Source organism: Paenibacillus pectinilyticus, assembly GCF_001700435.1.
Lineage (GTDB): Bacteria > Bacillota > Bacilli > Paenibacillales > NBRC-103111 > Paenibacillus_E > Paenibacillus_E pectinilyticus.
On the sequence record NZ_LYPC01000020.1, the window covers coordinates 81879 to 105904 of the forward strand.

19 protein-coding genes are annotated in these 24026 nt (G+C 43.7%); all 19 read left to right on the plus strand.

Annotated features, from left to right (window positions below; all coding sequences use genetic code 11):
• Window positions 1–58: 58 nt before the first annotated feature.
• Window positions 59–1057 carry a sugar ABC transporter substrate-binding protein gene (locus A8709_RS14235; RefSeq protein WP_065853034.1) on the plus strand — a complete coding sequence of 333 codons (999 nt, stop codon included), beginning with the start codon at window positions 59–61 and terminating at the stop codon, window positions 1055–1057.
• Complete coding sequence (locus tag A8709_RS14240; protein ID WP_141692531.1) at window positions 1038–2477, plus strand: sensor histidine kinase; 1440 nt, start codon at window positions 1038–1040, stop codon at window positions 2475–2477. The genes A8709_RS14235 and A8709_RS14240 overlap by 20 nt, the downstream gene beginning before the upstream one ends.
• A complete protein-coding gene (locus A8709_RS14245; protein WP_065853035.1) occupies window positions 2474–4054 on the plus strand; it encodes a response regulator in 1581 nt (526 codons plus the stop codon). The genes A8709_RS14240 and A8709_RS14245 overlap by 4 nt, the downstream gene beginning before the upstream one ends.
• A gap of 14 nt (window positions 4055–4068) precedes the next feature.
• Entirely contained in the window at window positions 4069–5184 is a 1116-nt protein-coding gene (gene xylF, locus A8709_RS14250) for a D-xylose ABC transporter substrate-binding protein (RefSeq protein WP_065853036.1), read from the plus strand.
• Between the two features lie 111 nt (window positions 5185–5295).
• Entirely contained in the window at window positions 5296–6396 is a 1101-nt protein-coding gene (locus tag A8709_RS14255; protein ID WP_065853037.1) for a sugar ABC transporter substrate-binding protein, read from the plus strand.
• Between the two features lie 94 nt (window positions 6397–6490).
• Window positions 6491–8011 (plus strand): sugar ABC transporter ATP-binding protein, encoded by a 1521-nt coding sequence (locus A8709_RS14260; RefSeq protein WP_065853038.1) that lies wholly within the window; start codon window positions 6491–6493, stop codon window positions 8009–8011.
• 11 nt (window positions 8012–8022) lie between these two features.
• Window positions 8023–9198: a sugar ABC transporter permease gene (locus A8709_RS14265; RefSeq protein ID WP_065853039.1), complete on the plus strand. Its 1176-nt coding sequence runs from the start codon at window positions 8023–8025 to the stop codon at window positions 9196–9198.
• 5 nt (window positions 9199–9203) lie between these two features.
• Window positions 9204–9842, plus strand: a complete 639-nt coding sequence (locus tag A8709_RS14270; RefSeq protein WP_065853040.1) for a hypothetical protein — start codon at window positions 9204–9206, stop codon at window positions 9840–9842.
• 147 nt (window positions 9843–9989) lie between these two features.
• Window positions 9990–10856 (plus strand): LysR family transcriptional regulator, encoded by an 867-nt coding sequence (locus A8709_RS14275; RefSeq protein WP_244163191.1) that lies wholly within the window; start codon window positions 9990–9992, stop codon window positions 10854–10856.
• 228 nt (window positions 10857–11084) lie between these two features.
• Window positions 11085–12290 carry a M20 family metallopeptidase gene (locus A8709_RS14280; RefSeq protein ID WP_065853041.1) on the plus strand — a complete coding sequence of 402 codons (1206 nt, stop codon included), beginning with the start codon at window positions 11085–11087 and terminating at the stop codon, window positions 12288–12290.
• Window positions 12283–13713 carry a YfcC family protein gene (locus A8709_RS14285; protein ID WP_065853042.1) on the plus strand — a complete coding sequence of 477 codons (1431 nt, stop codon included), beginning with the start codon at window positions 12283–12285 and terminating at the stop codon, window positions 13711–13713. Before A8709_RS14280 ends, A8709_RS14285 begins: the two co-directional genes overlap by 8 nt.
• Before the next feature lie 81 nt (window positions 13714–13794).
• Window positions 13795–14508 carry a DUF7002 family protein gene (locus A8709_RS14290; RefSeq protein WP_141692532.1) on the plus strand — a complete coding sequence of 238 codons (714 nt, stop codon included), beginning with the start codon at window positions 13795–13797 and terminating at the stop codon, window positions 14506–14508.
• A 54-nt stretch (window positions 14509–14562) separates the two neighbouring features.
• Window positions 14563–15375, plus strand: coding sequence for an adenosylmethionine decarboxylase (speD, locus tag A8709_RS14295; protein ID WP_065853044.1), 813 nt, complete (start codon window positions 14563–14565; stop codon window positions 15373–15375).
• 213 nt (window positions 15376–15588) lie between these two features.
• Window positions 15589–16722, plus strand: coding sequence for a hypothetical protein (locus tag A8709_RS14300; RefSeq protein WP_065853045.1), 1134 nt, complete (start codon window positions 15589–15591; stop codon window positions 16720–16722).
• 18 nt (window positions 16723–16740) lie between these two features.
• Window positions 16741–18252 (plus strand): glycan biosynthesis hexose transferase WsfD, encoded by a 1512-nt coding sequence (gene wsfD, locus A8709_RS14305; RefSeq protein ID WP_065853046.1) that lies wholly within the window; start codon window positions 16741–16743, stop codon window positions 18250–18252.
• 49 nt (window positions 18253–18301) lie between these two features.
• The gene (locus A8709_RS14310) at window positions 18302–19816 is read left to right on the plus strand and encodes a hypothetical protein (protein WP_141692533.1); all 1515 of its coding nucleotides are present in this window, start codon (window positions 18302–18304) and stop codon (window positions 19814–19816) included.
• The gene (locus tag A8709_RS14315; RefSeq protein ID WP_065853047.1) at window positions 19813–21063 is read left to right on the plus strand and encodes a glycosyltransferase family 2 protein; all 1251 of its coding nucleotides are present in this window, start codon (window positions 19813–19815) and stop codon (window positions 21061–21063) included. The genes A8709_RS14310 and A8709_RS14315 overlap by 4 nt, the downstream gene beginning before the upstream one ends.
• Before the next feature lie 15 nt (window positions 21064–21078).
• Window positions 21079–23166 (plus strand): cellulose biosynthesis cyclic di-GMP-binding regulatory protein BcsB, encoded by a 2088-nt coding sequence (locus A8709_RS14320; protein WP_065853048.1) that lies wholly within the window; start codon window positions 21079–21081, stop codon window positions 23164–23166.
• Window positions 23163–24017 (plus strand): diguanylate cyclase domain-containing protein, encoded by an 855-nt coding sequence (locus A8709_RS14325; protein ID WP_065853049.1) that lies wholly within the window; start codon window positions 23163–23165, stop codon window positions 24015–24017. Before A8709_RS14320 ends, A8709_RS14325 begins: the two co-directional genes overlap by 4 nt.
• Window positions 24018–24026: the final 9 nt, after the last annotated feature.

Genomic DNA, 24026 nt, shown 5'->3' on the forward strand with positions numbered 1-24026 from the left:
CGAATCACCGAAATCATGATAGAATTACTGGAAATTGGAAGAGGTCGCAGGTGATCCCATGAAAAAATTAATAGTAATCGCCATTATTGTCGCTAGCTTCGTCACATTATCATTTTCTTTTTATTATATGCTCACGATCTATCAAAGCGATTTGGGGATTACGAGCGCGGCAGAGCCGATGGCAAATGAGCATGCACAGCGTATTGTGATCATTTCACAGGAGCAGGGCAGTTTCATGATGAATGAAATTCAAAAAGGTGCGCGTGAAGCCGCGGAAGAACATCAAATTAAGATTGATTTCTGGGGTGTGTACCGCTCGAATTTGGAAGGGTTAATTAAGCAGATCGATATTGCAATCGCTTCCAAAGCAAGTGGGATTATCGTGGAAGGCGTAGATCACCCAGATTTTGATCTCATGGTGAAGAAGGCGACGGAGAAAGGGATTCCGGTTATAACGATTAACTCTGACGCGCCGAACAGCTTGCGGAAATCTTATATCGGTTCGGACCATTACCAAGAAGGAATTATTATGGGGGAGTACATTGCAACCCAGTTGAAAGGCAAAGGTGTTGTGGGCGTGATTAAGAACCTGTCATCCCCCTCTACGGATGAACTGCGATTGAAAGGACTGAACGAAGTATTTAGCAAATACGGCGGAATTAAGCTTGTTTTTGCTACAGACGATGAAGAAATGTCACAGCCCAAAATGCAAGCGAACGATATCTTGAATCACTATCCAGATGTGAGCGCATTTATTGGACTGTCTACGGACTCAGGGGAGAGTATTGTCCAAGCGGCCCACTCGCGTTCCCGAGCGAAAAATTATCCGATCTTTATTTTCGATGATTCCCCACAGACTGTGATGTTGATCAAAAATGGCCAGATTCAAGCAGGTCTTTCTCAGCACTATGAAGAAATGGGTATTATGAGTGTGAATTTAATGAAACGCTGGTTAGATGCGACCCAGTTACCGCTGGAGAACAGCTATTTCACACCAATTAGTGTGGTGACTTCATCTGGAGAAGAGGAGAAAGCCCTTGAAAACCATTCGAAGTAAAATGATGCTGTTGTCGATTATGATCTGGGTCATCATGGCCATTATTTGGCTCTCCATGAGCATTTATAATCAACGAACCATAGAGAAATACAACGAGATCCTGCAGCGTTATTTGCAAATGAATCAAGCCTCGCAGTTAAGTCAGCAAACGTTGACAACGTTGAATAAATATCGGATGTCCCCGACCTTAGACAGTTTTAACCAATATGTAAACGATAACAACAGCTTGCTGCGCACGAAGTCGGATATGAATTGGCTGCGTAATTTGAACAACAGTATGCTGCTCGACAATTTGCAGAATATGCTGGAGAGTCAGTCGGAAGCGATGGATTTAGCTGTACGTTTTCAAAAGGATAATGATGAAGAGAACGCTGCCAAAGAATTTGATGAGGCCTCTAATATTTCTAAGTATATTTCCGATGCAACGCTCACGTTAATTAGTGGTGAGCAGAACACCTACGATGCCTTCTATCGGAAAATTATTAAACGCAGCGATGATATTAAGAAGATGGGGCTATGGACGCTGGCACTCGTTTCTTTGCTGCTCTTGCTGTTTTCGTACCGATTTGTCAATAGTGTAACTCAACCGTTATTAAAGCTCACGTTAGCAGCGCGTGAATTGTCGCGAGGGAATTTTAAAAATCCCATTGACTTAGGCAATAACGATGAGATGGCTTTTTTAGCCAGAACCTTGGACAGTATGCGGCTGAAAATTGGGAATTTGATTGATGACATTCAAAGTAAAGCGCAATTGGAGTATGATCTCCATCGGCATAAACTCATGTTGAAAGAAAGTGAGCTGAAGAGTCTGCAGAGCCAGATTAATCCTCATTTTCTGTTTAATACGTTGAATATGCTCTCGAAAGAGGCTTATTTGGCAGGAGCAGGAAAAACAAGCGAATTAATTAGCTCTGTCGCCGGTATGCTTAGATATAATCTCCGTAAATTGGATAGCCGAGTGTCCTTGAAGGATGAACTTGAGGTATTGGATGAGTATTTAACGATTCAAAAAGCGCGTTTCGGGGATCGATTGCGTGTCGTCAAAGAAATTGATGAAGGGGCACTGGGGATCGAGCTGCCTATTCTCATTCTGCAACCGCTTGCAGAAAATGCGTTTATCTATGCGATTGAACCAGCTGAAGAGGGAGGAACCTTAACGATTCGCGTGAGGGAAGATGAGCGTCATGTAATTGTGCAGGTACAGGATACCGGACAAGGCATGGATGAAGAGCAATTAAATCGACTACTATCTCTGACGGAGACGACGGTTTACAAGGGACACTCAACAGGAATCGGATTATGGAATGTGATTCATCGCTTACAGCTGTTCTATGGGGTTGAAGAAATTATAGAGATTGAATCCCATATCGGAGCTGGTACTTGTATTACATTGAAGCTGCCAAGGGGGCAAAACGTATGATTCGCATGTTGATTGTAGATGATGAACCGATCGAGCGCATGGCGCTGCAAAGAATTATTGAAGAGGGCGGACTAGGTATCGAGGTGGTTGGCCAGGCATCGAACGGACGGGAAGCGATTGAAGCGGCGGCTCAACTACAGCCTGATTTGATTACAATGGATATTAAAATGCCTGGTATTAATGGCTTGCAAGCCATAGAGAAGATTAAGGAAACGGATAAAACGGTTAAATTCATCGTTGTGACTGCGTTTGATACGTTCGAATTTGCGCAGCAAGCGATTAAGTTAGGCGTTTATGACTATATGTTAAAACCGAGTCGAATCTCGGTCGTTTTAGAAACGATTGGCCGAGTTGCCAATGAGATCAGATTTCTACACCAAGAGCTAGAACTTCGGAGCAAGGATCAGCTTAAATTGCAGAAAATGACGCCTTTGGTAGAGGCGGATATTGTGGAACAGCTGTTATTCGATTATGTACAATCGAGTTCGCTTACCGAGTTGATTGATTTAGTAGGGCTTCCAACGACAAGGGATGGTTATGTGATGACGTTGCTATTCTCCTCTTCTTCTGATGAGAGTGGGCAAGTTGGTGACTATGAAGAGGTGTATGAACGATTAACAGGTCTTCTTCAAACGGCTGCATTGCCCCCATGCTGGAACGGGAAAATGTCAGGCAATCAAGTGCCGCTTCTCGTTTTTATGGAAGATGGCGATCTGTCGTATCGAGCACAGGCTATTGGAGTAGCCAAAAAAATCATTCAAGGGCTGCACATACGGGGCGAAAACCGTGTATTTATCGGAATCGGGGGTGTGTGCAGCGATGTGCGGGATATGCGGCGATCCTATCATGAAGCTTTACTCGCTACAATGGATACCAGTCTGCCGGCTCATTACTGTTTGTATGAAAATTTAACACAGCCAGATATCCAATCGGTTGGCGGACGCACCCTGGAGATGGAGAAAAGTGTTCTGGAAGAAGCACGCCGGGGTAACTTGGAATCAGCTGGAGAGCATATTGCGAAAATGATTGATGCTTTCGAGAGTGTGGGCCAAGGGATCGGGATGGCGCAGCAGCGTGTATTCGAAGTGCTGATCATCGTGACGAGAATGCTGCAAGATATGGGGATGGAGGTCAATAAACCGTATTTTCCATATCCCACAACGAGCTATATGCAGCTGAAGGCAGAGTCACGAATTTTAATAAATAATTTAGTGGAAGTCGGAGAAGTCGTAGAGACCGATTTACTCCAAACCATGAAGCTTTATATTCAAAAGCATGCGCACGAAGATCTGTCGTTGGAACGAATTGCCGCCACTGTCGACCGGAACCCGTTCTATGTCAGCAAGCTGTTCAAAGATCATTTCGGCATGAATTATATTGATTTTCTGACTGACTATCGGATCGAGACCGCCAAACAATTAATGCAGGAAACAGATAAGAGTCTGAAAGAAATCACGTTTGAGGTCGGCTATAACGATCCGAATTATTTCAGCAGAGTGTTTAAGAAGCTTGTCGGTCACTCGCCAACGGATTATCGGAAAATGCTGCTTAGACCCACGAATAAAAAGCAAATATAGGGGAGTGGCATGCTGTGAAACACGTGATCAAAAAGAGAGAGGTTCTTGGCATCGCTATTATTGTCACCTTGTTATCCTCCTGTTCGTTCTTCGGAACGGACAGGGCGACGAGCGGGAGGCCTACCTCCCCAATTGATAGCAAACCAAGTCCCACCCATGTCATCCAGCCTGGCAAAAAGGTCGTCGTCGGGCTATCGATCGATACGTTACTCGAGGAGCGATGGCAGAAGGATCGCGATTTATTTAAAGCTGCTGTTGAGAAGCTGGGGGCAGAGATTGAGGTGCAAGCCGCGAACGGGGACGATGCCCTGCAGCTGGCACAAGCCGAGAACCTGATCTCGCGTGGTGTGGACGTACTGGTTGTCGTACCGCACAATGCAGAGGTTTCTTCTGCGATCGTGGAAAAAGCGCATCAATCCGGCATTAAGGTCATTTCCTATGACCGGTTAATCGTCAACTCGGATGTGGATTTATATATTTCTTTCGATAATGAGAAAGCTGGCGAACTGCAAGCGAAGGCGATTGTATCCAAGGCGCCTAAGGGCAATTATGTTTTAATCGAAGGCGCAGATACGGATAATAACGCCCATATGTTTAAGAAGGGGCAAATGAACATTCTGAAGCCTCTTGTTGAGAAAGGCGACATTAACATCGTCTTCGATCAAGCCACGAAGGAATGGAAGCCTGTCAACGCAATGGCAAATATGGAGCTTGCATTGAAGGCAAATCATAACCAAGTTGACGCGGTTGTTGCGGCGAATGATGCTACGGCAGGCGGTGTGATCCAAGCTTTGGCTGCGCAAAAAATGGCGGGGCTTATCCCTGTTTCGGGACAAGATGCCGAGCTTGCAGCTGCGCAGCGTATCGTGGAAGGCACGCAAACCATGACGGTCTACAAGCCCATTAAGAAGCTGGCTGAAACAGCAGCCGAGCTCGCAGTGAAGATGGCCAAAGGTGAAAATGTCCACGCGGATAAAACAGTAAACAACAAGAAAATAGATGTGCCTTCCATTTTGTTAGATCCGATCGCCGTTGATAAGTCTAATATTGATACAACAATTATTGCGGATGGCTTCCATTTGCGAGCAGATGTGTATAAAAATGTGAATCAAGCACAAATGACAAAATAGTATAGCATTGTTGAAAAAAGTGCTAATATAAAGCGGTTACATGGGGAAATCCCGATGATATACTCAGTTTGTAGTTGGCGAACAGCCAAAACAATTGAGAGGGGTATATGAATGAAAAGTAGTGTGAAAGCGATTTCTCTGATGTTGGTGGTTATGTTTCTTGCGGTGTTTGTAGCAGCTTGTGGGAACTCCTCCAGTTCCAAAGTGAGTGTTGGGATTGTATTGCCAACCAAAGATGAGCCAAGATGGGTTCAAGATGAGCAACGCTTCAAAGATGCTTTGAAAGGCTCCAAGTATACAACTGAAATTTTATTTAGCCAAGGATCCTCTGCCAAAGAAAAAGAGAACGTTGACGCCTTGATTGCGAAAGGAATCAAAGTTTTGATTATTTGTCCACAAGATGGTGACGCTGCAGCAGCCGCTGTAGAATCCGCTAAAAAAGCTGGCATTCAAGTTATCTCTTATGACCGTTTGATCACGAAAACAGACGCAGTGAACTACTACGTTACTTTCGATAGCGTGGCTGTAGGTAAAGCCCAAGCACAATACCTCGTTGATCATGCGAAAAAAGGTCAACCGTTGTACTTGTATGCAGGTGCAGCTTCTGACAACAATGCTTTCTTGTTCTTCCAAGGTGCTTGGCAAGTGCTTCAACCGAAAATCGCGGATGGCACATTCAAAATTGCTAACTCCAGCGAAGCGGTTGCTTTGAAAGGAAATAAAGATCTGACTCGTGAACAATTAAGCAAAATTATTGGTCAAGTAACAACGAACTGGGATGCAAATGAAGCTAAGAACAAAGCACAAACACACTTAACTGCAGCAGCTGCTGATATGAAGGGTGACGTTGCGATCCTTGCGCCAAATGATGGAACTGCTCGTTCAATCGCTGACGTGTTTGGTTCTGATAAAGCGGTTACTTCTTTCGTGGTAACAGGTCAAGATGCTGAGAAAGCTTCCATCCAATACGTAATTGATGGTAAACAATCCATGACGGTGTTCAAAGATGTTCGTACATTGGTTAAAGATGCAATGGGTATGGCTGTAGCTATCCTTGACGGTAAAACACCAGAAACGACTGGTTCTTACAATAACGGTAAAATCGATGTAAAAGCGAAACAAACGAATGTAATTGTGGTTGACAAAGCAAACGTTAAATCTGCACTTGTTGATTCCGCGTACTACCAAGCAAGCGATTTCAAAGGTCTGTAAGTGTAATCAAACATAGCTTGGACGGAATAGTGATAGATACGTCTATCACTATTCCTCTATTCCAAGAGTCGTCTTGTTAAGGAGCGCCCCTACAATGAGTAAATACATTTTAGAAATGAACAATATATCCAAGGAATTCACTGGTGTGAAGGCACTTGCGAATGTCAATTTTAAGGTAAATCAGGGTGAAATTCATTGTCTCGTTGGTGAGAATGGCGCTGGCAAATCGACCCTGATGAAGGTGCTTAGCGGTGTTTATCCGCATGGTACGTACTCAGGTGATATCGTCTTCGAGGGTAAAGTCCAGCAATTCACCAAAATCAGCGATAGTGTGAAGACGGGGATCGCCATTATTTATCAGGAATTAGCGCTGTTTCCGGATCTCACCGTCTATGAGAACATTTATGCCGGCAATGAAGTGAAGAAAGGCATGTTCGTTGATTGGAACCAAACCATTCGTCAAGCGAAAGAAATGCTCCAGAAAGTGAAGCTGGATGTGAATCCGGAAGTGCTTGTGAAGGACTTAGGCGTCGGTAAACAACAGCTGGTTGAGATTGCCAAAGCGTTGAGCAAGGACGTGAAATTGCTCATTCTGGATGAGCCAACGGCTGCACTGAATGAGAAAGAAAGCGATAACTTACTTGAATTGCTGCGTGATCTGAAGAAACAAGGGATTACGAGTATTATGATTTCCCATAAACTCAAAGAAGTGACAGCTATTGCTGATCATATTACGGTTCTTCGAGACGGTAGGACCATTTGTACCTTGGATGCCGCTAAAGGTGAAGTTTCGGAAAGCGTCATTATTAAGAACATGGTTGGTCGCGAGATCGATGATATTTACCCGAAAAGAACGAATCAATCATTTGGAAGTGACATTCTCGAAATCCGGCATTGGACGGCTTATGATTCAGGTTTGGGCCGGGAAGTTGTGAAAGACGTTAATTTGCATATTAAAAAGGGTGAGATCGTCGGCATTGCTGGTTTGATGGGCTCGGGTCGTACGGAATTGGCACAAAGTATTTTTGGCAATCCCAAAGGCTATAAGCTCCGCGGAGAGCTCCTGATGGACGGAGTGAACAAAGTGTTTAATCTTCCGAAGGACGCGATTAAGGCAGGTATTGCTTATGTAACCGAAGATCGCAAAGGCGACGGGTTGTTCCTAATCCAAGATATAAAGCAAAACATATCCGTTGCGAATCTCGAAGGGATCTCTGACAAAGGGATCATAAACAATAACGAAGAAGTGAAGATTTCCAATCATTACAAGCAGTCTATGAATATTAAAGCACCCTCTGTGGAACAAATCGTTGGCAACTTAAGCGGCGGTAATCAACAGAAGGTATCACTCGGGAAATGGCTATTTGTGAATCCGAGCTTACTGATCTTGGATGAGCCAACTCGCGGCATTGACGTTGGAGCCAAATATGAAATTTATACAATTATGAACAAACTGATCAGCGAAGGCATGAGCATCATTATGATCTCGTCGGAGCTCAGTGAAGTATTAGGCATGAGTGATCGTGTCTACGTGATGGCTGAAGGGAAAATAAAAGGTGAGCTGTCCATTGAGGACGCGGATCAAGAAATGATAATGAAGCTTGCGACGCAATAGGAGGAAGACCAGTGCAATTTTATAGTGAAGCGAAATCGCTAATCAAAGTTAATATTCGCGAATACGGGATGTATATTGCCTTATTCGTTATCATGCTCGTTTTCTCCATTATGACGGATGGACTATTTATGTCATCGCGGAACATTAGTAATTTAATCGATGCGACGGGATACATTGCGGTTCTTGCGGTGGGAATGACACTCGTTATTGTGATTCGTCATATCGATTTATCGGTTGGCTTTGCTGCCGGCTTCTTAGGCGCCATAGCGGCGGTACTCCTTTCCCAAGCGGGAGTACCCTTCTATCTGACCATTCCTATCATCCTTGTTCTCGGTATTATCGTAGGATTATTTAATGGCTTGTTAGTTGCCCAGTTCGGTATTCCGTCCTTTGTTGCCTCCCTAGCGGGTATGTTGATTTTCAGAGGCGCACTTCTTCGCGTAACGGAGAAAACAGGTACGATTATCGTCAAAGACGAGCATTTCAACGCGATTGGTAATGGATTCATCCCTTCCATTACGAAGGTTGGCGGTTTGAACCTTCTTTCTTTAATTTTAGGCGCTGTGATGATCATTCTATATATCTATAGCGAATTTTCCAAACGGAATAACAAGCTGAAATACAATTTCGATGTTGTTTCTGCTAATATTTTTACGGTAAAGGTCGTCTTCGTATCCGCAATCATCGCGTATATTACGTGGATTCTTGCAGGCTATAACGGTTTTTCCTGGACAGTCATTGTTGTCATGATCGTCGTAGCTGTGTATCACTTCTTAACGACTTCAACCGTATTAGGTCGACATATTTATGCTGTGGGCAGTAATCCGGAAGCGGCAAATTTGAGCGGGATTAGTGTAAAGAAGATCACGTATATCGTATTCGGTTCAATGGGGCTGTTATCAGCGCTTTCCGGGATTTTGTTTACAGCACGGTTACAATCAGCAACTACGACGGCAGGCACACTGTTTGAGCTAGATGCGATTGCAGCGGCTTATGTTGGAGGTGTTTCGGCAGCAGGTGGTGTAGGGAAAGTAACAGGCTCTATTATCGGTGCGGTCGTTATGGCTTCCTTATCAAGTGGGATGAACTTAATGGGAATTGGTATTTCTTACCAATATATGATCCGTGGCGCAGTGCTAGCAATTGCCGTTATCTTCGATGTGGTCACGCGTAAGAAGAGAGCGTAGCGGTTATGGCCATTTACACACCTCAAGGACTTATCATTAGGCTCGATGTGCCGACTAGTTTTGGTCTTATGGCAAGATTATATCCAGAAGTAAGACCTCAGCATATTTTAAAAACCACAGAAGCAATTAGTTTAATGTCCTCCTCTTTAGGGTTTGTAACCGGTCTCGTGTGTTTTCTACTTCATTTAAGCCCTCAGAATATTGGCATTTGTACGCTGTTTGCCATGGTTCTCGGCATTATTTGTAACGCGAGTGGTATTATTTTAGTACCATTCGTTCAGTTAGGTGCTGCTTTTCGTCATATCTATGTCTTCTTTGTCCCGACGATCATAGCTATTGTTGTAGGTTATCTCCTGATTGGCTGGCAGGGCGTTATCGCTTTCTTGCTAACACGCGGCATGGCTGCTTGTCTTTCCTTGATCGTTGGCATGGGGTTAGCGAGATATGCGTTTGACAAAAAGGGCTACTCGTTTACCTGGGCAGAACGGAATTTCTTCAATGCCTATCGCTACCATGCGGAACTAATCGGCAAATCGAAGAGTGTTGAATTGTCCTATGAGGAACTAGATGAAGCCTTCTGGCGTGCAACGTACCAAGACTTCATTCAGAATTATCCGGAAGGCGTTCAGCGGATTAAAGCGTGAATGATGAGAAGTGAATACATGGATCCAAAGTGAGCGATGTTCCAGAATATGGAGCTTCGCTTTTTGTCATCCAAGATTCTTGTCGCTATAATGATAAGTATTCTTCCTATGGAATGGGGATTTGGTTTGAACGAGAAAGATTGCATCATGCTACAGTACTTAGCCGAAGAACAAAGTCTGACGAAAGCCGCTGAACGTCTTTATATTACACAGCCTGCACTCACTTATCGGATTCAGCAGATGGAGAAAGAATACGGTGTGCCGATTATTGCCAAATCGAGTAAAGGGACCCGACTGACGCCAGAAGGTAGTTACTTGGCCGACTATGCGAAAAAAACACTGATTGATTTACATAAAATGAAAGATTACATCACGGGTATGCGAAATGAGGTCAAAGGTACGCTTCGATTAGGCGTAGCCTCTTACTTTGGTCTATATAAACTCCCGCCATTGCTAAAAATGTTTAATGAAGCTTGTCCAGACGTCCAAATTCATGTCACCTCGGCATTAAGTCCAGAGATTCTCGATCTCTTGCATCAGGAAGCGATCCATGTAGGGATCATTCGCGGGGAATATCCATGGTTCGATGCCAAGTACCTTCTCCATGATGAACCGATTATTATCATTTCCAAAGAGGAAATAGCGCTTGAGCAGCTCCCTGAGCTTCCACATATTCTCTATTATGAGCCTCGCATTAAAGCGTTGAGCCAGACGCAGTCTCCCTTCAGTGAAACGATTCAAGCGTGGTGGCACGAGAGATACAGTGTACCTCCAACCATCACGATGCGGGTTGATACGTACGAAACCTGTAAGGAAATGGTAAAGCAAGGGCTCGGATACTCGATTGTACCTGGGGTGTTCGTTAAGCCACAGGATGGCTTGTATACGATTCCATTAATCCGCAAAAGCGGAGACCCCATTAAGCGGAACACGTGGATGTTGTACAGGAATTCCTCTCTAGACTTAGCGATCGTTAACCGTTATGTGCAATTTATGAAAAATCAGCATATCTGATCAAACTACCTCTAAACGCTGTCGCTCATCATTGAGTGGCCTCGATAGAGGTTTTTTTCAATTTCACCGTATAACTCATAAAAAATTTTAAGGGGTAACCACAAAAACTATTGATTGTACAACTTCAAGATGGCTCGATAAAATATTCATAAAGTTACATAAATATTCACTTTCTTGCGCCATATACCATCTAGACACCAATGACAACGACAGGAGGAGAGACATGTGATGGAACACGTGTTAAGCCCATCAAAAAGACGAATTGAACAAGCGGTTGAAAGCCGGGATGAACAGTTGCGTTGCATTTCTATGCAGATTCATGCAAACCCAGAACTTAGCTTCCATGAACATCAAGCTCAAGGCTGGTTGGTGAAACCCTTAGAGGAAGCGGGATTCGCGGTAGAGCTAGGGATAGCGGGTCTTCCTACTTCATTCCGCGCAACTTGGGAGGGAGCTGCTGGAGGACCAACAATTGCCTTGCTGGCTGAATATGATGCATTGCCTGTGATCGGTCATGCGTGTGGCCATAATCTAATCGGTACGGCTGCAGTAGGTGCTGCACTTGCTTTAAGGGATGCCTATCCAGAACTTCCTGGTAAGATAATTGTTCTGGGTACGCCCGCGGAAGAAGAAGGCGGGGGCAAAATCATGATGGTGGAGCAAGGTGTCTTTAGTGACATTGACGTTGCTATGATGTGCCATCCACAGAACAAAACGATGGTCCTTCGCGGAGCACTTGCTTGTGTGGATGCTACCTTTACGTTCCATGGGAAGCAGGCTCATGCTTCCTCAGCTCCTGAGAAAGGGATCAGTGCGTTGGATGCGATGATCAATGCTTTTGTAGCGATCAATGCCATCAGGCAGTTCGTGAAGGAAGATGTACGAATTCACGGCATCATCACCAAAGGCGGAGATGCGCCAAACGTCGTTCCCGAGCTGTGCGAAGCTGTATTTATTCTAAGAGCGTCAACGGTGGAAGAACTTGCCGTAGTGAGAGAAAAAGTATATCGAGCTGTTCGCTGCGCGGCTGAAGGCGTGGGGGCTTCAGTAGATATTGCTGAAGGTCTTATTTATGCCGAACGGAACAATAATAAGGCATTGGCGCAACTGTTTGAGCAGAACTTGGAAGAACTGGGTATTGAGGTGTTCGCCCCTCCACTAAAGGGTGGAGTTGGCTCATCCGATATTGGCAATGTGAGTCAAGTGACGGCAGCGATTCATCCCTATATCCGACTAGGAGACGCGACAACACACACGCCTGAATTCGCAGCGTTGGCTGGATCTGAAGCAGGTATGATCGAGATGAACCTCGCGGCCAAGGCGCTTGCGATGACTGCCTACGAGCTTTGCATAGATCAAGACGCATTTCAGCGCGTTCGCACGGAATTCACACAATGGCATTTGAGTAGAAATGGGGGAAACGGACATGGATAGCGCACTTAAAACAGGAGGGACAGCCAAAAAAGGTTTTCGTTCTTGGTTCAAAATGCCACATACATTTGTCATTTTAATCATTCTAATATTCGTGGCAGCCGCATTGACGTACACGATTCCGTCAGGTAAATTCGAACGGGTGAAGGATGCCGCGTCTGGGAAATCACTGCTTGTTCCGGGATCCTATCAGCATCTGGCTTCAAGCCCAGTAAGCTTCATTGAGATTCCAAAAGCGATCGTTCACGGTCTGATATCTTCAGCCGACGTCGTTTTCTTTATTTTCATCATAGGCGGAGCGTTTCAAATTATTACGTCGACGGGAACCATCGAGGCTGTTACTTCGCGGGTAGCCAAAACATTTGCGAATAAAGGCAGGTGGGTCATTCCAATCTTCCTTATACTCTTCTCCGTCGGTGGCTTTACCATGGGGATGTCAACGGAAGTTATGGTGTTCGTTCCGATCGGCATTGCAATTGCGCGAGCGCTCGGTTTTGATGCGCTGACTGGTACGGCGATGATTTCACTAGGCGCATCTTGCGGTTTTACAGCAGGTATTTTGAACCCATTCAACGTTGGATTGGCGCAAGCGATTGCGCAGGTTCCGATGTTCTCGGGGGCGTGGTTGCGGGTTATTTTATTAGTGTGCTTGATCACGGTGACAAGCCTTTATTTAATTCGATACGCAGGTAAAGTGAGAAAGGATCCATCCAAAGGTCTTGTGCATGAACTTGAACAAAGTGTTGCTGGTGATAAAGTGGATTTATCCAAGCTGCCAACGATGCAAGTGAAGCATTATTTAACGATTGCGGCTATCATCATCGGGTTTGGTTTGGTCATTTGGGGTGTTTCCAAAAAAGGTTGGTGGATGGAGGAACTAGGTGCGCTCTTCTTATCCATGGGTGTCATCTCTGGTTTCTGCGCTGGCTTCGGGCCGAGTCGTATTGCTAGCGAGTTTGTGAAAGGTGCTAGTGCGATAACCTATGGGGCGTTCATTATTGGGATTGCCCGTGGCATTATGGTTGTACTGGAACAAGGAAATGTGATCGATAGCATAGTGAATGGCTTGTCGATTCTGGTAGGGGATCTGCCGACCTCGATTCAAGTATTGGGCATGTACGTGTTCCAAAATATTATGAACGTGTTTATCACGTCTGGTACGGGGATGGCCGTTACGACGATGCCAATCATGTCGCCACTATCCGATTTACTCGGTGTCACCAGACAAACATCTGTACTCGCTTTTCAATTAGGTGATGGGATCACGAATATGATTCTACCCACATCATCTGCTTTAATGGGTAGTTTGGCGGTGTCAGGGATTCCTTATCAGAAATGGGTTCGTTTCTTCTGGCCGTTAATGTGCATGTGGTTTATCATTGGGGCGATCTTTATTGTAATTGCAAATGTCATCAAATATACTTAAAGAATAGATAAGAAGGCTGCGACGTATATTACGTGTGCAGTCTTTTTACCTTCCTATATAACTAAGACGGAGACGCCACTTATGAAAGTTTCTCAGATAACCGCGGTAACGAAACCTAAGGGAAGAAGGTACCTATATCATTTTACAAGAGTCAGAAATTTACCTGTAATCGCACATTTCGATGCGCTGTTGTCTAGCCAACATATCTATCCTAGCGCTGCACATGAGCGGCGAATTATGCAGCAAGAAGTGGTTCATGAGGGACAAACGATTATTCTTAACGCTCATTTGCGCATTCCAGACAGTATGATAGACCCTTCTACGACACAGGAACAATTTCGAGCGAGTATCGATCGTCATGTCTTTTTTTGGCCCACATTACGAGATTGTCTGAAAATGCTGGATACCTACGCTCGGCGGGAGCCGGGAGAAGGATTTGCCGTTTTGAAATGCGATGCGCAATCCCTTTTGTTAGACCATTACGACTCTGCGAGATTATCCAAATACGACTCGGGGAGTTCACCGCGGTACCCCAATAACTGTACCTATAAGAAAAGTCAGGACATGTTCTTGCCTGTAGATAGTTTTCAAGAAATCAATAAGCATTTGGTTCCAACGAAGGCATCTGAAATTAAAGAAGTGTTAATTGAAGGTAAGGTAAGTCACTTATCGAAATATGTAGAAGAGGTTTATGCAGATGATGTTCAACGAGTTCCGGAGCGGTGGCGTGAACTGACGCAGCCTTTGCAAGACTTGCGAGTCATGGATAGAAACGGTACGAACAATCCATCCTAACAGTAGCTGATAGCTGATCTGTGTGAGAAGCATGACACTGAGGGGGAGAATATTGTGAAACTTACATCGGAGCAGATGGTTACTCTGCACGGCTTTAACAATCTAACCAAATCGCTTAGTTTTAACATGTATGATATCTGTTTCACCAAAACGAAAGAAGAGCGCGAAGCGTACATCGCTTACATAGACAAGCAATATAATGCGGATCGGTTGACCGCACTATTGAATACGGTGGCGGACATTATAGGCGCTCATGTGTTGAATATTGCTAAGCAGGATTACGTCCCGCAGGGCGCTAGTGTAACGATGCTGGTATCGGAGGGGCCGATTGAGCAAGAACCGAATGAGTCCTTCGAAGAATCGCCGGGGCCGCTGCCAGATACAGTTGTCATGCATTTGAATACAAGCCATATTACCGTACATACGTATCCAGAATATCACCCTGACGAAGGCATCAGCACCTTCCGGGCAGATATTGATGTCTCTACCTGCGGCGAAATTTCTCCGCTGAAAGCGTTGAATTTCCTGATTCAATCCTTCGACAACGATATCCTAACGATGGATTATCGGGTCAGAGGATTTACACGTGACATCAGTGGACATAAGCTGTTCATCGATCATGAAATCAGTTCAATTCAGAATTATATTCCTAACGAAATTAAAGACTTATATCAGATGATCGACGTCAATGTGTATCAAGAAAATATTTTTCATACGAAATGTAAGTTAAGAGAATTTGATTTGAATAATTATTTGTTCGGATACACCAGGGAATCACTGAGCGAAGAAGAGCAGGAAGAGATTGAGAAAAGTGTGAAATGGGAGATGGACGAGATCTTCTATGGTAAAAACATGATATTCTCGTAAAATCAGTAAGCACGATGAGATCCGACTTTTAGTCGAATTCTTGTGGTGCTTTTATTATTTTATGAAAGTTGGTAAGATAATACCAAATCGTGGTTATTTTATCACGTAATTACCTAATTCGATTTGAGGCCGTAATCATGTATAATGATAAAATAGGACATCTTTCGACATATTTATATATTAAATTACTGTAAGGGAGCTGCTTATTTGTAGATGCGAAATCGAACAACCATGTTAATAAGCAGTCTCATCATGTTAGCACTCCTTACAGGATGTCAAACCAATAGACCCTCACCGATGCTGAAGGAATTGGCTTCCCAGCTGGAACGGCCATCGTTTGGCGAAGAATTTCAGGTTGCGGGTAAGCGAGATTCATTGCTTCAGTTTATAACAGGCCAACTTACCGGGCCCTATGGGATCTATACGAATTGGCAGGACACGGACCAAAAAGCTGAAGTGGCAACAGGGCACGAGGCTTTGAGTGAATCTGCTGGCCTTCTAATGCGTTATTATGCCCAAATGGGGCAAAAGGATAAATTCGAACAACAATGGCAGCTGGCGAAGGCAACTTTTGACATGAAGACAGGTTTCAGCTACCGCTACAGCCCCAAATTACAGAAAAAGTTCACTTTGAATGCGAGTGTTGATGATTTACGTATCATGCGTGCATTAGAAGAAGCTGCTATCGTTTTCCATGAGCCTTCCTATAGAAAAGAAGCAGAGTCGCTCGGAAAACGTTTTTACTCGAATCTTGTCGTTGACGGACGGTTAACTGATTTTTATGACGAATCCTATCATATGAATAATTCGTTCATTACGCTATGTTATATTGATTTGGCTACACTGGATCTTATCTCAACTTCTAATAAAAAAAGTGCTGAGCTGCTATCAAACATGGTTCATATTGCTAAAAACGGGTACTTATCTGATAGCTTCCCTTTCTATCAAACTCGCTATGATTACAAGACGAACTCGTATCAAACGGAGCAGATTCAGACTGTTGAATCGCTGCTAACCATATTAAATCTTGCGGAAGTGAAGCAACATTCTGATGCTAGCATTCGTTATATCAAGGAGCATATTCAATCAGATACTTTGTTTGCCCGATATGCGATAGATGGGACGCCACTCAACGATGTCCGATCCACAGCCATTTATGCCATTGCCGCGATGATAGGATCTGTGATTCAGGATAAAGAGTTGTACAATGCCAGCATCCAGAGAATGAATGCATTTCAAGTGCAAGATGCACAAAGTCCGCTATTGGGGGGCTTCGGAGATGTGCCATCGGGTCAAGCCTACTCATTCGATAATCTCATGGCCTTACTGGCCTATGTATATAGATAGGAAGGAGTGAAGTGCGTCTTGGTCATACGTATTTGGCAATTTCTGCTGCGTAAAATGTCACCTGCCGCCTTCGCGGCCATAGGGGTATTTCTAATAACGGTCTTCGCTTTGTTTATACCGCCTTATATCGGAATGGCGGATAATGGCGATTACGCTCGGATTTTAAATGGTCTATATGTAAAGGATCCAACTTATGTTAGTCAGTATTTTGGCTATTTTATTAAAACTTATGGTATTTTTCAGAATTTCAATGAAAACAGTGCTTCTATTTTCTCCACACAATCCTTTTTTATTAAAACAGCAACGCTATTAAATCAACTTTTTCATCCCAATACGGATACCTTTGATATTCGTTATCAGGCAGGTATGTATTTAATTTTGTATACAACAGCCATTTATTTATTTACCGAAGCATTGACGTGGAAAATGTCAAATAAGTTAGGCTACCTTGTTGCAACGGTAGTTATTTTTATTTTAGGAGATACAGGATATACCGCGTATTTCAACTCTTTCTATGGAGAAAGTGTTGTACTCATCATGAGCGTATTTATGGTAGCCTTCGGATTACTGCTGTATCGGAAACGATATAATGATTACCTTATGATCGTGCTATTTGTTCTTAGTGCGATAGTATTGACTGCGAGTAAGCAGCAAAATGCGCCTGTTGGCATCATCGTTGCTATCATTGGTATATTTTTCGTCTATATCCGCAAGAGAGGAATGTACCGCATAGTAACAACTACACTTCTTATCTCTTTACTGTGCGTAGGTGTTGGGACGTATGTGCTTATCCCGAAAGAGTTTGTGAACATTAACAAATATCATGCGATGACGCGCGGCGTACTTATGGTCACAGATAATCCAGAGAAAACACTTGAATCATTTGGTATCGATAAGCAATTTGCGATTTTGAAAGAAAGTGAATATTTTGATGCTTACACAATGATTGATTTGGATTCAGAGCTGCTTCAGACAGAGTTCTATAACAAATATGGATTTGGTTCTATTTTAAAATATTATGTATTGCATCCGACTCAAGCAGGTCAAATGCTCAATTTGGCAGCACGTGACGGCTTTAGCATTCGGCCACATGCGATGGGAAGTTACGAGAAATCAGTGGGCAAGCCATTTGGAGCCCAGACGAAATTCTTCTCTGGCTATAGTTTGTTGAAAGATAATTTCACACCAAAAACGTTTGGTTTTGTTTTAATCTGGATCCTTATTATTATCGGTCTTTATATGCCTTCTTTTATTACAGCATTAAGAAAGAAACTATGGCGAAATGCAATCAGATTGCCGTTAATAGTCATGTTAATTGGAATCGGACTATCAGGTATTTTTGTTTCAATTATTGGTGCTGGAGATGCGGATTTAGCCAAGCATGAATTTTTATTTACCCTAATCTTCGATCTGGTATCTCTCATGACCCTAGTTGACTTATTTGCGAAGCGCTTGTGGATACAAGAAGAGGTGGAAAGTGAAAGTGAACCTAGAATCGTCCAAGGAGTTGGAGGCGTTATGCATGCATAAACGATGGTTATCCTGTATATGCCTTTTCTTACTGGTAGGATTAAATGTAATGTTACCATTGCCCTCGAAGTCTTTAGCAGCTACTCAAGTTGAATCGCCAGGTGTGCTTCTGGTATACGATAGTCTAGCGATTGGTACGCCATACGAGGGGAATGTAGAAGCTTTACAACGTATACTTGCATCATTTGGTGTCCAAGTAACATTACGTTCTTATGATCAGTATGAAGCGGGGACAATGAGCAAATACAGTAAAGTTATAGACATTCATAATGTTGATGATATGACAGCACTTCCCGATTCTTTTTCGCAGGATATGAACAAGTACAATGGGGATTATATGCATATAGGAAATCATCTTCCAGCGAAAATTGGGCAAGCCTTGCATCTCGAGGAACAGACGCAAAGTCAAGATACAATACGTATTGAGATTGGCAAATTGACTCAACATTCAATTTCAGTAAATGGCATTTCGTATATAACCAAATACTCGGGGAATTCATATGGCCAAATAACATCGGAGAATAGAAGAACGAGCGTTCCTTATAGTGTAAGTAATGGGAAATATGCGTATATCCCATATATGGTGAAGGGGAATTTAAGTGAGCAAGCTGCTTCTTTTGTGTTGAAAGATTGGCTGGCAGTGACAACACCAAGTCACTATTATGTATTGTTGAACGAGATTTATCCTTTCTCGGATCTAGATTTACTCAATGAAATGGCAGATCGCTTGTATAGCGCAGGAATCCCCTTTATTGCAAGTGTTCAACCTGTGTTTGGTAATCAAGATTTTCCAGCGATGCAGCGTTACTTGGAATCACTTAAGCATGTGCAGTCCCGAAATGGAAATATAGTCGTCAATGCACCCGTGGTAGAATCGACAACCAGCCCAGATGTCTTAGGATTAAAATCACAGATGAGCGCTTTTCTCGACGCTTTAGCGGGTTATAGCATTGTACCATTGGGGATCAGTTCTGAGCTGTACTGGACCTACGATCAGCATTATACGGAACAAGGTTTGTCATTCTTTGATTCAGGAATTATTCTGCCGAATAATCGTCTCAGGTATCGGTCTCAAACAACGACATCTAGCGTATTTGCTGGGAAATCGATGTATACGATCACAGCAGAGGAGTTAAGTAAATACTCGCTTTCCAATCGAACCCTAGATCCATTACCCATGGATACGGCGCTCGTTTATCCGTTCCCTGAGAATCGGAAAGACATGGAGACGATGTTAGATACCATGCTTGCTAGCTGGACAACGTTTACAGATTACAAAAATGTGCCACATACGGTTCGAACCGAAGCCAACGAAATGACATCACGCAGCGGTCATCTGCAAATCAACGGCGCGGCCGTTCTTTTGAACAACAGCATGCAAGAGATCGATTCGGAGCATATGTACGTGCAAGAGACTAAAAAAAGCTTTACTGCGCTATTTACCTTGCAAAATAATATTTTCATTGTGTTGATCATAGCAACGCTATTTATTTTTATGGTATTCCTCATTATTGGACATCGCCTATATAAACGAAAATTTACACATCAGGGGAGATCCTTATGACGATTGCAGATATTCTGATGCTCATTTCTGTTTTTTGCATTTGGTCTCTCTTACTGGTCAATGTTGTCCTCATTGTTGCTGGATACTTATATTATATTCAAATTGAGAACAAACCGGTGGTGCCCCTTCGCGGGGAGCCGCCGTTCGTTAGTATTATGGTACCTGCCCACAACGAGGCCAAAGTGATCACGAAGACCGTGGAATCCTTATTGGCGCTGAACTATCCACATGATCGCTATGAAATTATTGTGATCAATGATAATTCATCCGATAACAGCGCTGAGCTGCTCGGCAAGCTGCAAGAGAAGAATCCACTTCGAAACCTCATCATCCTTAATACAGACAATATTATAGGGGGGAAAGGGAAGTCCAACGCACTGAATTTGGGACTTGCGCAGAGCAAAGGAGAACTCATTGCCATCTATGATGCCGATAACACGCCAGAGAAGAATGCCCTCTTGTATTTGGTCTCGGAGATATCGAATGATCCTTCCCTTGGGGCTGTGATTGGCAAATTTCGAACGAGGAATCGGGATGCGAGCCTCCTGACGCGATTTATTAACATCGAAACCTTATCCTTTCAATGGATGGCGCAAGCGGGTCGATGGAAACTGTTCAAGCTATGTACCATCCCTGGAACGAATTTTATCATGCGACGCGAGATTATTGAGAGCATGGGCGGCTGGGATGTTAAAGCCATCGCTGAAGATACGGAAATTAGTTTCCGCATCTATATGATGGGATATAAGATCAAGTTTCAGCCGAAGTCAGTCACTTGGGAACAGGAACCACAGACCGTTAAGGTCTGGTTTAAGCAACGGACCCGGTGGGCCAAGGGGAATATCTATGTCATCGTTAAGAACATTCCATTGTTATTTAAACGTTCCGCCCGCAATATTCATTTTGATATTTTATACTACATCTCGATTTATATCTTGCTGTTAACTTCCTTAGTCATGTCTGATTTACTGCTTGTCCTGCATGCGATGGGATATGTCAAAACAACCATTGCAAGCTTTAGCTCCTTCTTATGGGGACTGGCCATCATCCTATTTATTGTGGGAACATTCATTACGCTTGTCACTGAGAAAGGCGAGATGAAGCTATCGAATGTGTGGATTATTATGTTGATGTATGTGTCCTATTGTCAGATGTGGATGGTTGTGGCGGCTTATGGGATGTACGGATATTTGAAAGATTTATTTTTCAAAAGAGAAGCAAAATGGTATAAAACCGAAAGGTACTAGGTAGGAGAGATCATTATGAAGCTAAGACGGCTATTGATTGTGTCTCTAAGTCTGCTATTCATTCTTTCGCCTTTTCGCTCATTCACATGGGCGGATGAGTCTTCCTCATCTGGGGCGAAGCAAGTTCAAACTAATTTCGCAGATACGTCATTATTGGGTGGAGTGACGTATACGCAACAATTTTTTCAAGTGGAAAACTATTGGAACGTGTCAAGTGTCGACCTTCATCTCGATTATCAAATCTCACAACTTTTACAAAACCAAAGTTCAAGCATTACGCTGTCCATAAATAATGTTCCTTTTCAATCTTTCCGTCCGTTGGTGCAAGAGGGGAAAACGCAACAGATGACGGTTTCAGTGCCGCTTTCGGCTATTGTAAAAGGCGTGAATACGCTAACCGTACAAGGTCATTTGGAAACGACATCACCCGTCGTCGTAAATGCTTGTCTGCCAACAGATACCCGAGATAATTGGCTGCAAATTGACAAAACCTCACGGATCGCTGTGAATTACACGAATGAGGCTATTGCGAGTAGTATCCGTGATTTTAATACGCACTTTATCGGTTTGGATACCGTTAAAGAGGGACAGAATGCGATTGCGGTGACCGAGGATAGCCAGATGGCGGTGCTCGAAGCCGCAACCTATGCACTATCCGGGTTCGCAAAGGCGAATCCCGTTTCAGACAAGGGCATTCCGCTTATGTCTTACTCCACAGATAATTTGAAAACGAAACAAGCGGTCATACTTATTTCACTCTATTCAGATCTGCCGGATGAGGTAAAAGCTGCTATACATATCGATGATCTTGATAATAAAGCCATCCTACAGTTAGTAAGCCTGGGTGGTCGTTCTATACTCGTTGTGACGTCCAATGATACAGCTCTTCTCGTGAAAGCGGGTCGTTTGGTAGGGAATCAGTCGATTCTAAGTCAAATCGATTCCGACCGTAAAGTCGTGGATATGACGACGGAAGTCGATACACCACCAGTGAGTGTAAGCCGCAATACGCCACTAACAGAGACAGGGGATAAACTGGTTGGTGACAGGCACCGTGAGAAGGCGTATTATATTTCGCTTCCTGGGAATAGGTCTATCGCAGATGCGAGTAAGTTGAGCGTGGATTTTAGATATGCTAGAAATCTCGATTTCGATCGTTCCATGGTCACAATTTTTATCAACGACACGCCAATTGGCAGCAAAAAGCTGTCCACAGAGCTCGCTGACGACGATCATATCAACGTGGTTATACCCAAAACGTTGAATATCAGCGGCAATTTTACAGTGAAGGTTGCATTTGATCTGGAACTCAAAAATGCAGGCTGCATGGAGAATCTGGAGCAGATGCCATGGGCGTTTATCGATAAGGATTCGATGCTGCAATTGAATACCAAAGACAAAGCCGACATGTTGTTCAACAACTATCCGTATCCATTTCTGAGAGATGGCAGCTACAATCAAGTTGCTGTCGTCGTGCCTCAAAAGCATGATGCGTACGTTTTTCAATCGTTGTCGAATATTTTTAATTTACTAGGTCGGTATGCACAGACCAACACAGGTGAAGTCCTTTATTATCAAGATAATGTCGCGGCCAGCCAATTAAAAGGACGAGAAATTATCGCCATTGGCAGTTATCAGGACAACCAAGTGATCCGAACGAATAACAGTTCGTTATATTTCAAATATGATAAGAGCGGGCAAGGCTTTGTTTCCAATGAAAAAATGAGTATCGAGACCAACTATGGCAAACGCATTGGTTCCTTGCAATTAATCGACTCGCCTTATGGCAGCGGATTTGGGATGATGGCTGTCACGGGCAGCAGCTCAGAGTATGCGTATTTGGCGTCAAAGCTGATCGGTTCGGAAGGGACGCTATGGAAAGTATTTGGTGATGGGGCCGTTACCGACATAGATGGACATGTTCAAGCTTTCCGCTTTAAAAAGGCGACAACAGCTGCGCCATCTTCACTATTAAGTGATGTGGTTGAGCGCCGTGACGTGCTAGGCTTTATGGCCGCGGTGGCCCTTGTAGCCTTATTAGTTCTACTATCCCTCATTCTGATGATTCGTAAATACAATAAGAAGCGGAGGGATCGTCGATGAGGCGTTGGCAGAGCTCAATGGTGTCCGATGGAGCCTTTCTGCTCCTGATCCTTTCCTGCTTTATCAGTATCGTGTTTACGGCAGGTAATCCGAATCTGTATCTTCAGAACATCATCTTTCTAAATCTCGCATTTTTAATTGCGATTGTGACCTATTTTACCAATGTGACTACGGGCTTGATTCTGAACATTCTGTTCATCTTTGGCTACGGCACATTTACGTTATATCAAACAGTTGTCGTAGGCGGGCTCATTGGCACGCAGAACTATTTCTGGCTGATTATGACACCCCTATTTACCATCGCGACATGGCTGCTTACGTTAGGGAATCGGCAGTTACAGCAGGAGAACGAACAATTGCATAAAATGAACGAATCGCTGGCTACTGTCGATGCCAAAACGAGCTTAAAGAATACATTTTCGTTCCAAACGGACGTCACTGTCTTCATGGCACTCTCGGTACGCTACCACATTCCGATTATCCTTCTCGTGATGAGTGTGAAGTATTGGGACGAAATCAAGCGGATTATCGGGGAAGAACAATTGATGGAAGCTGTGCAAGACTTGTCTAAAATGGGGCAAAGCAGCATTCGAACGAATGACTCTCTCTATTTACTAAATAAGGACAATCCCATGTGGGGAATGCTCTTATTTACAGACCGGCCAGGTGCGATGATTGTCATCGATCGGTTAAGAAAACGTGTAGATGAACGCAACCGGGACGAGTTTGCAGACAAATATCGAGTTGAGCTGATTTTTAAAATTGGCTATTACGAATATGATCCGCAGCAGGTCGCGAATCCGTTGGAATTTATTGCGCTCGCGAAGAAGCAGTTGGAATTTGATGTGTAAAAGGAATAT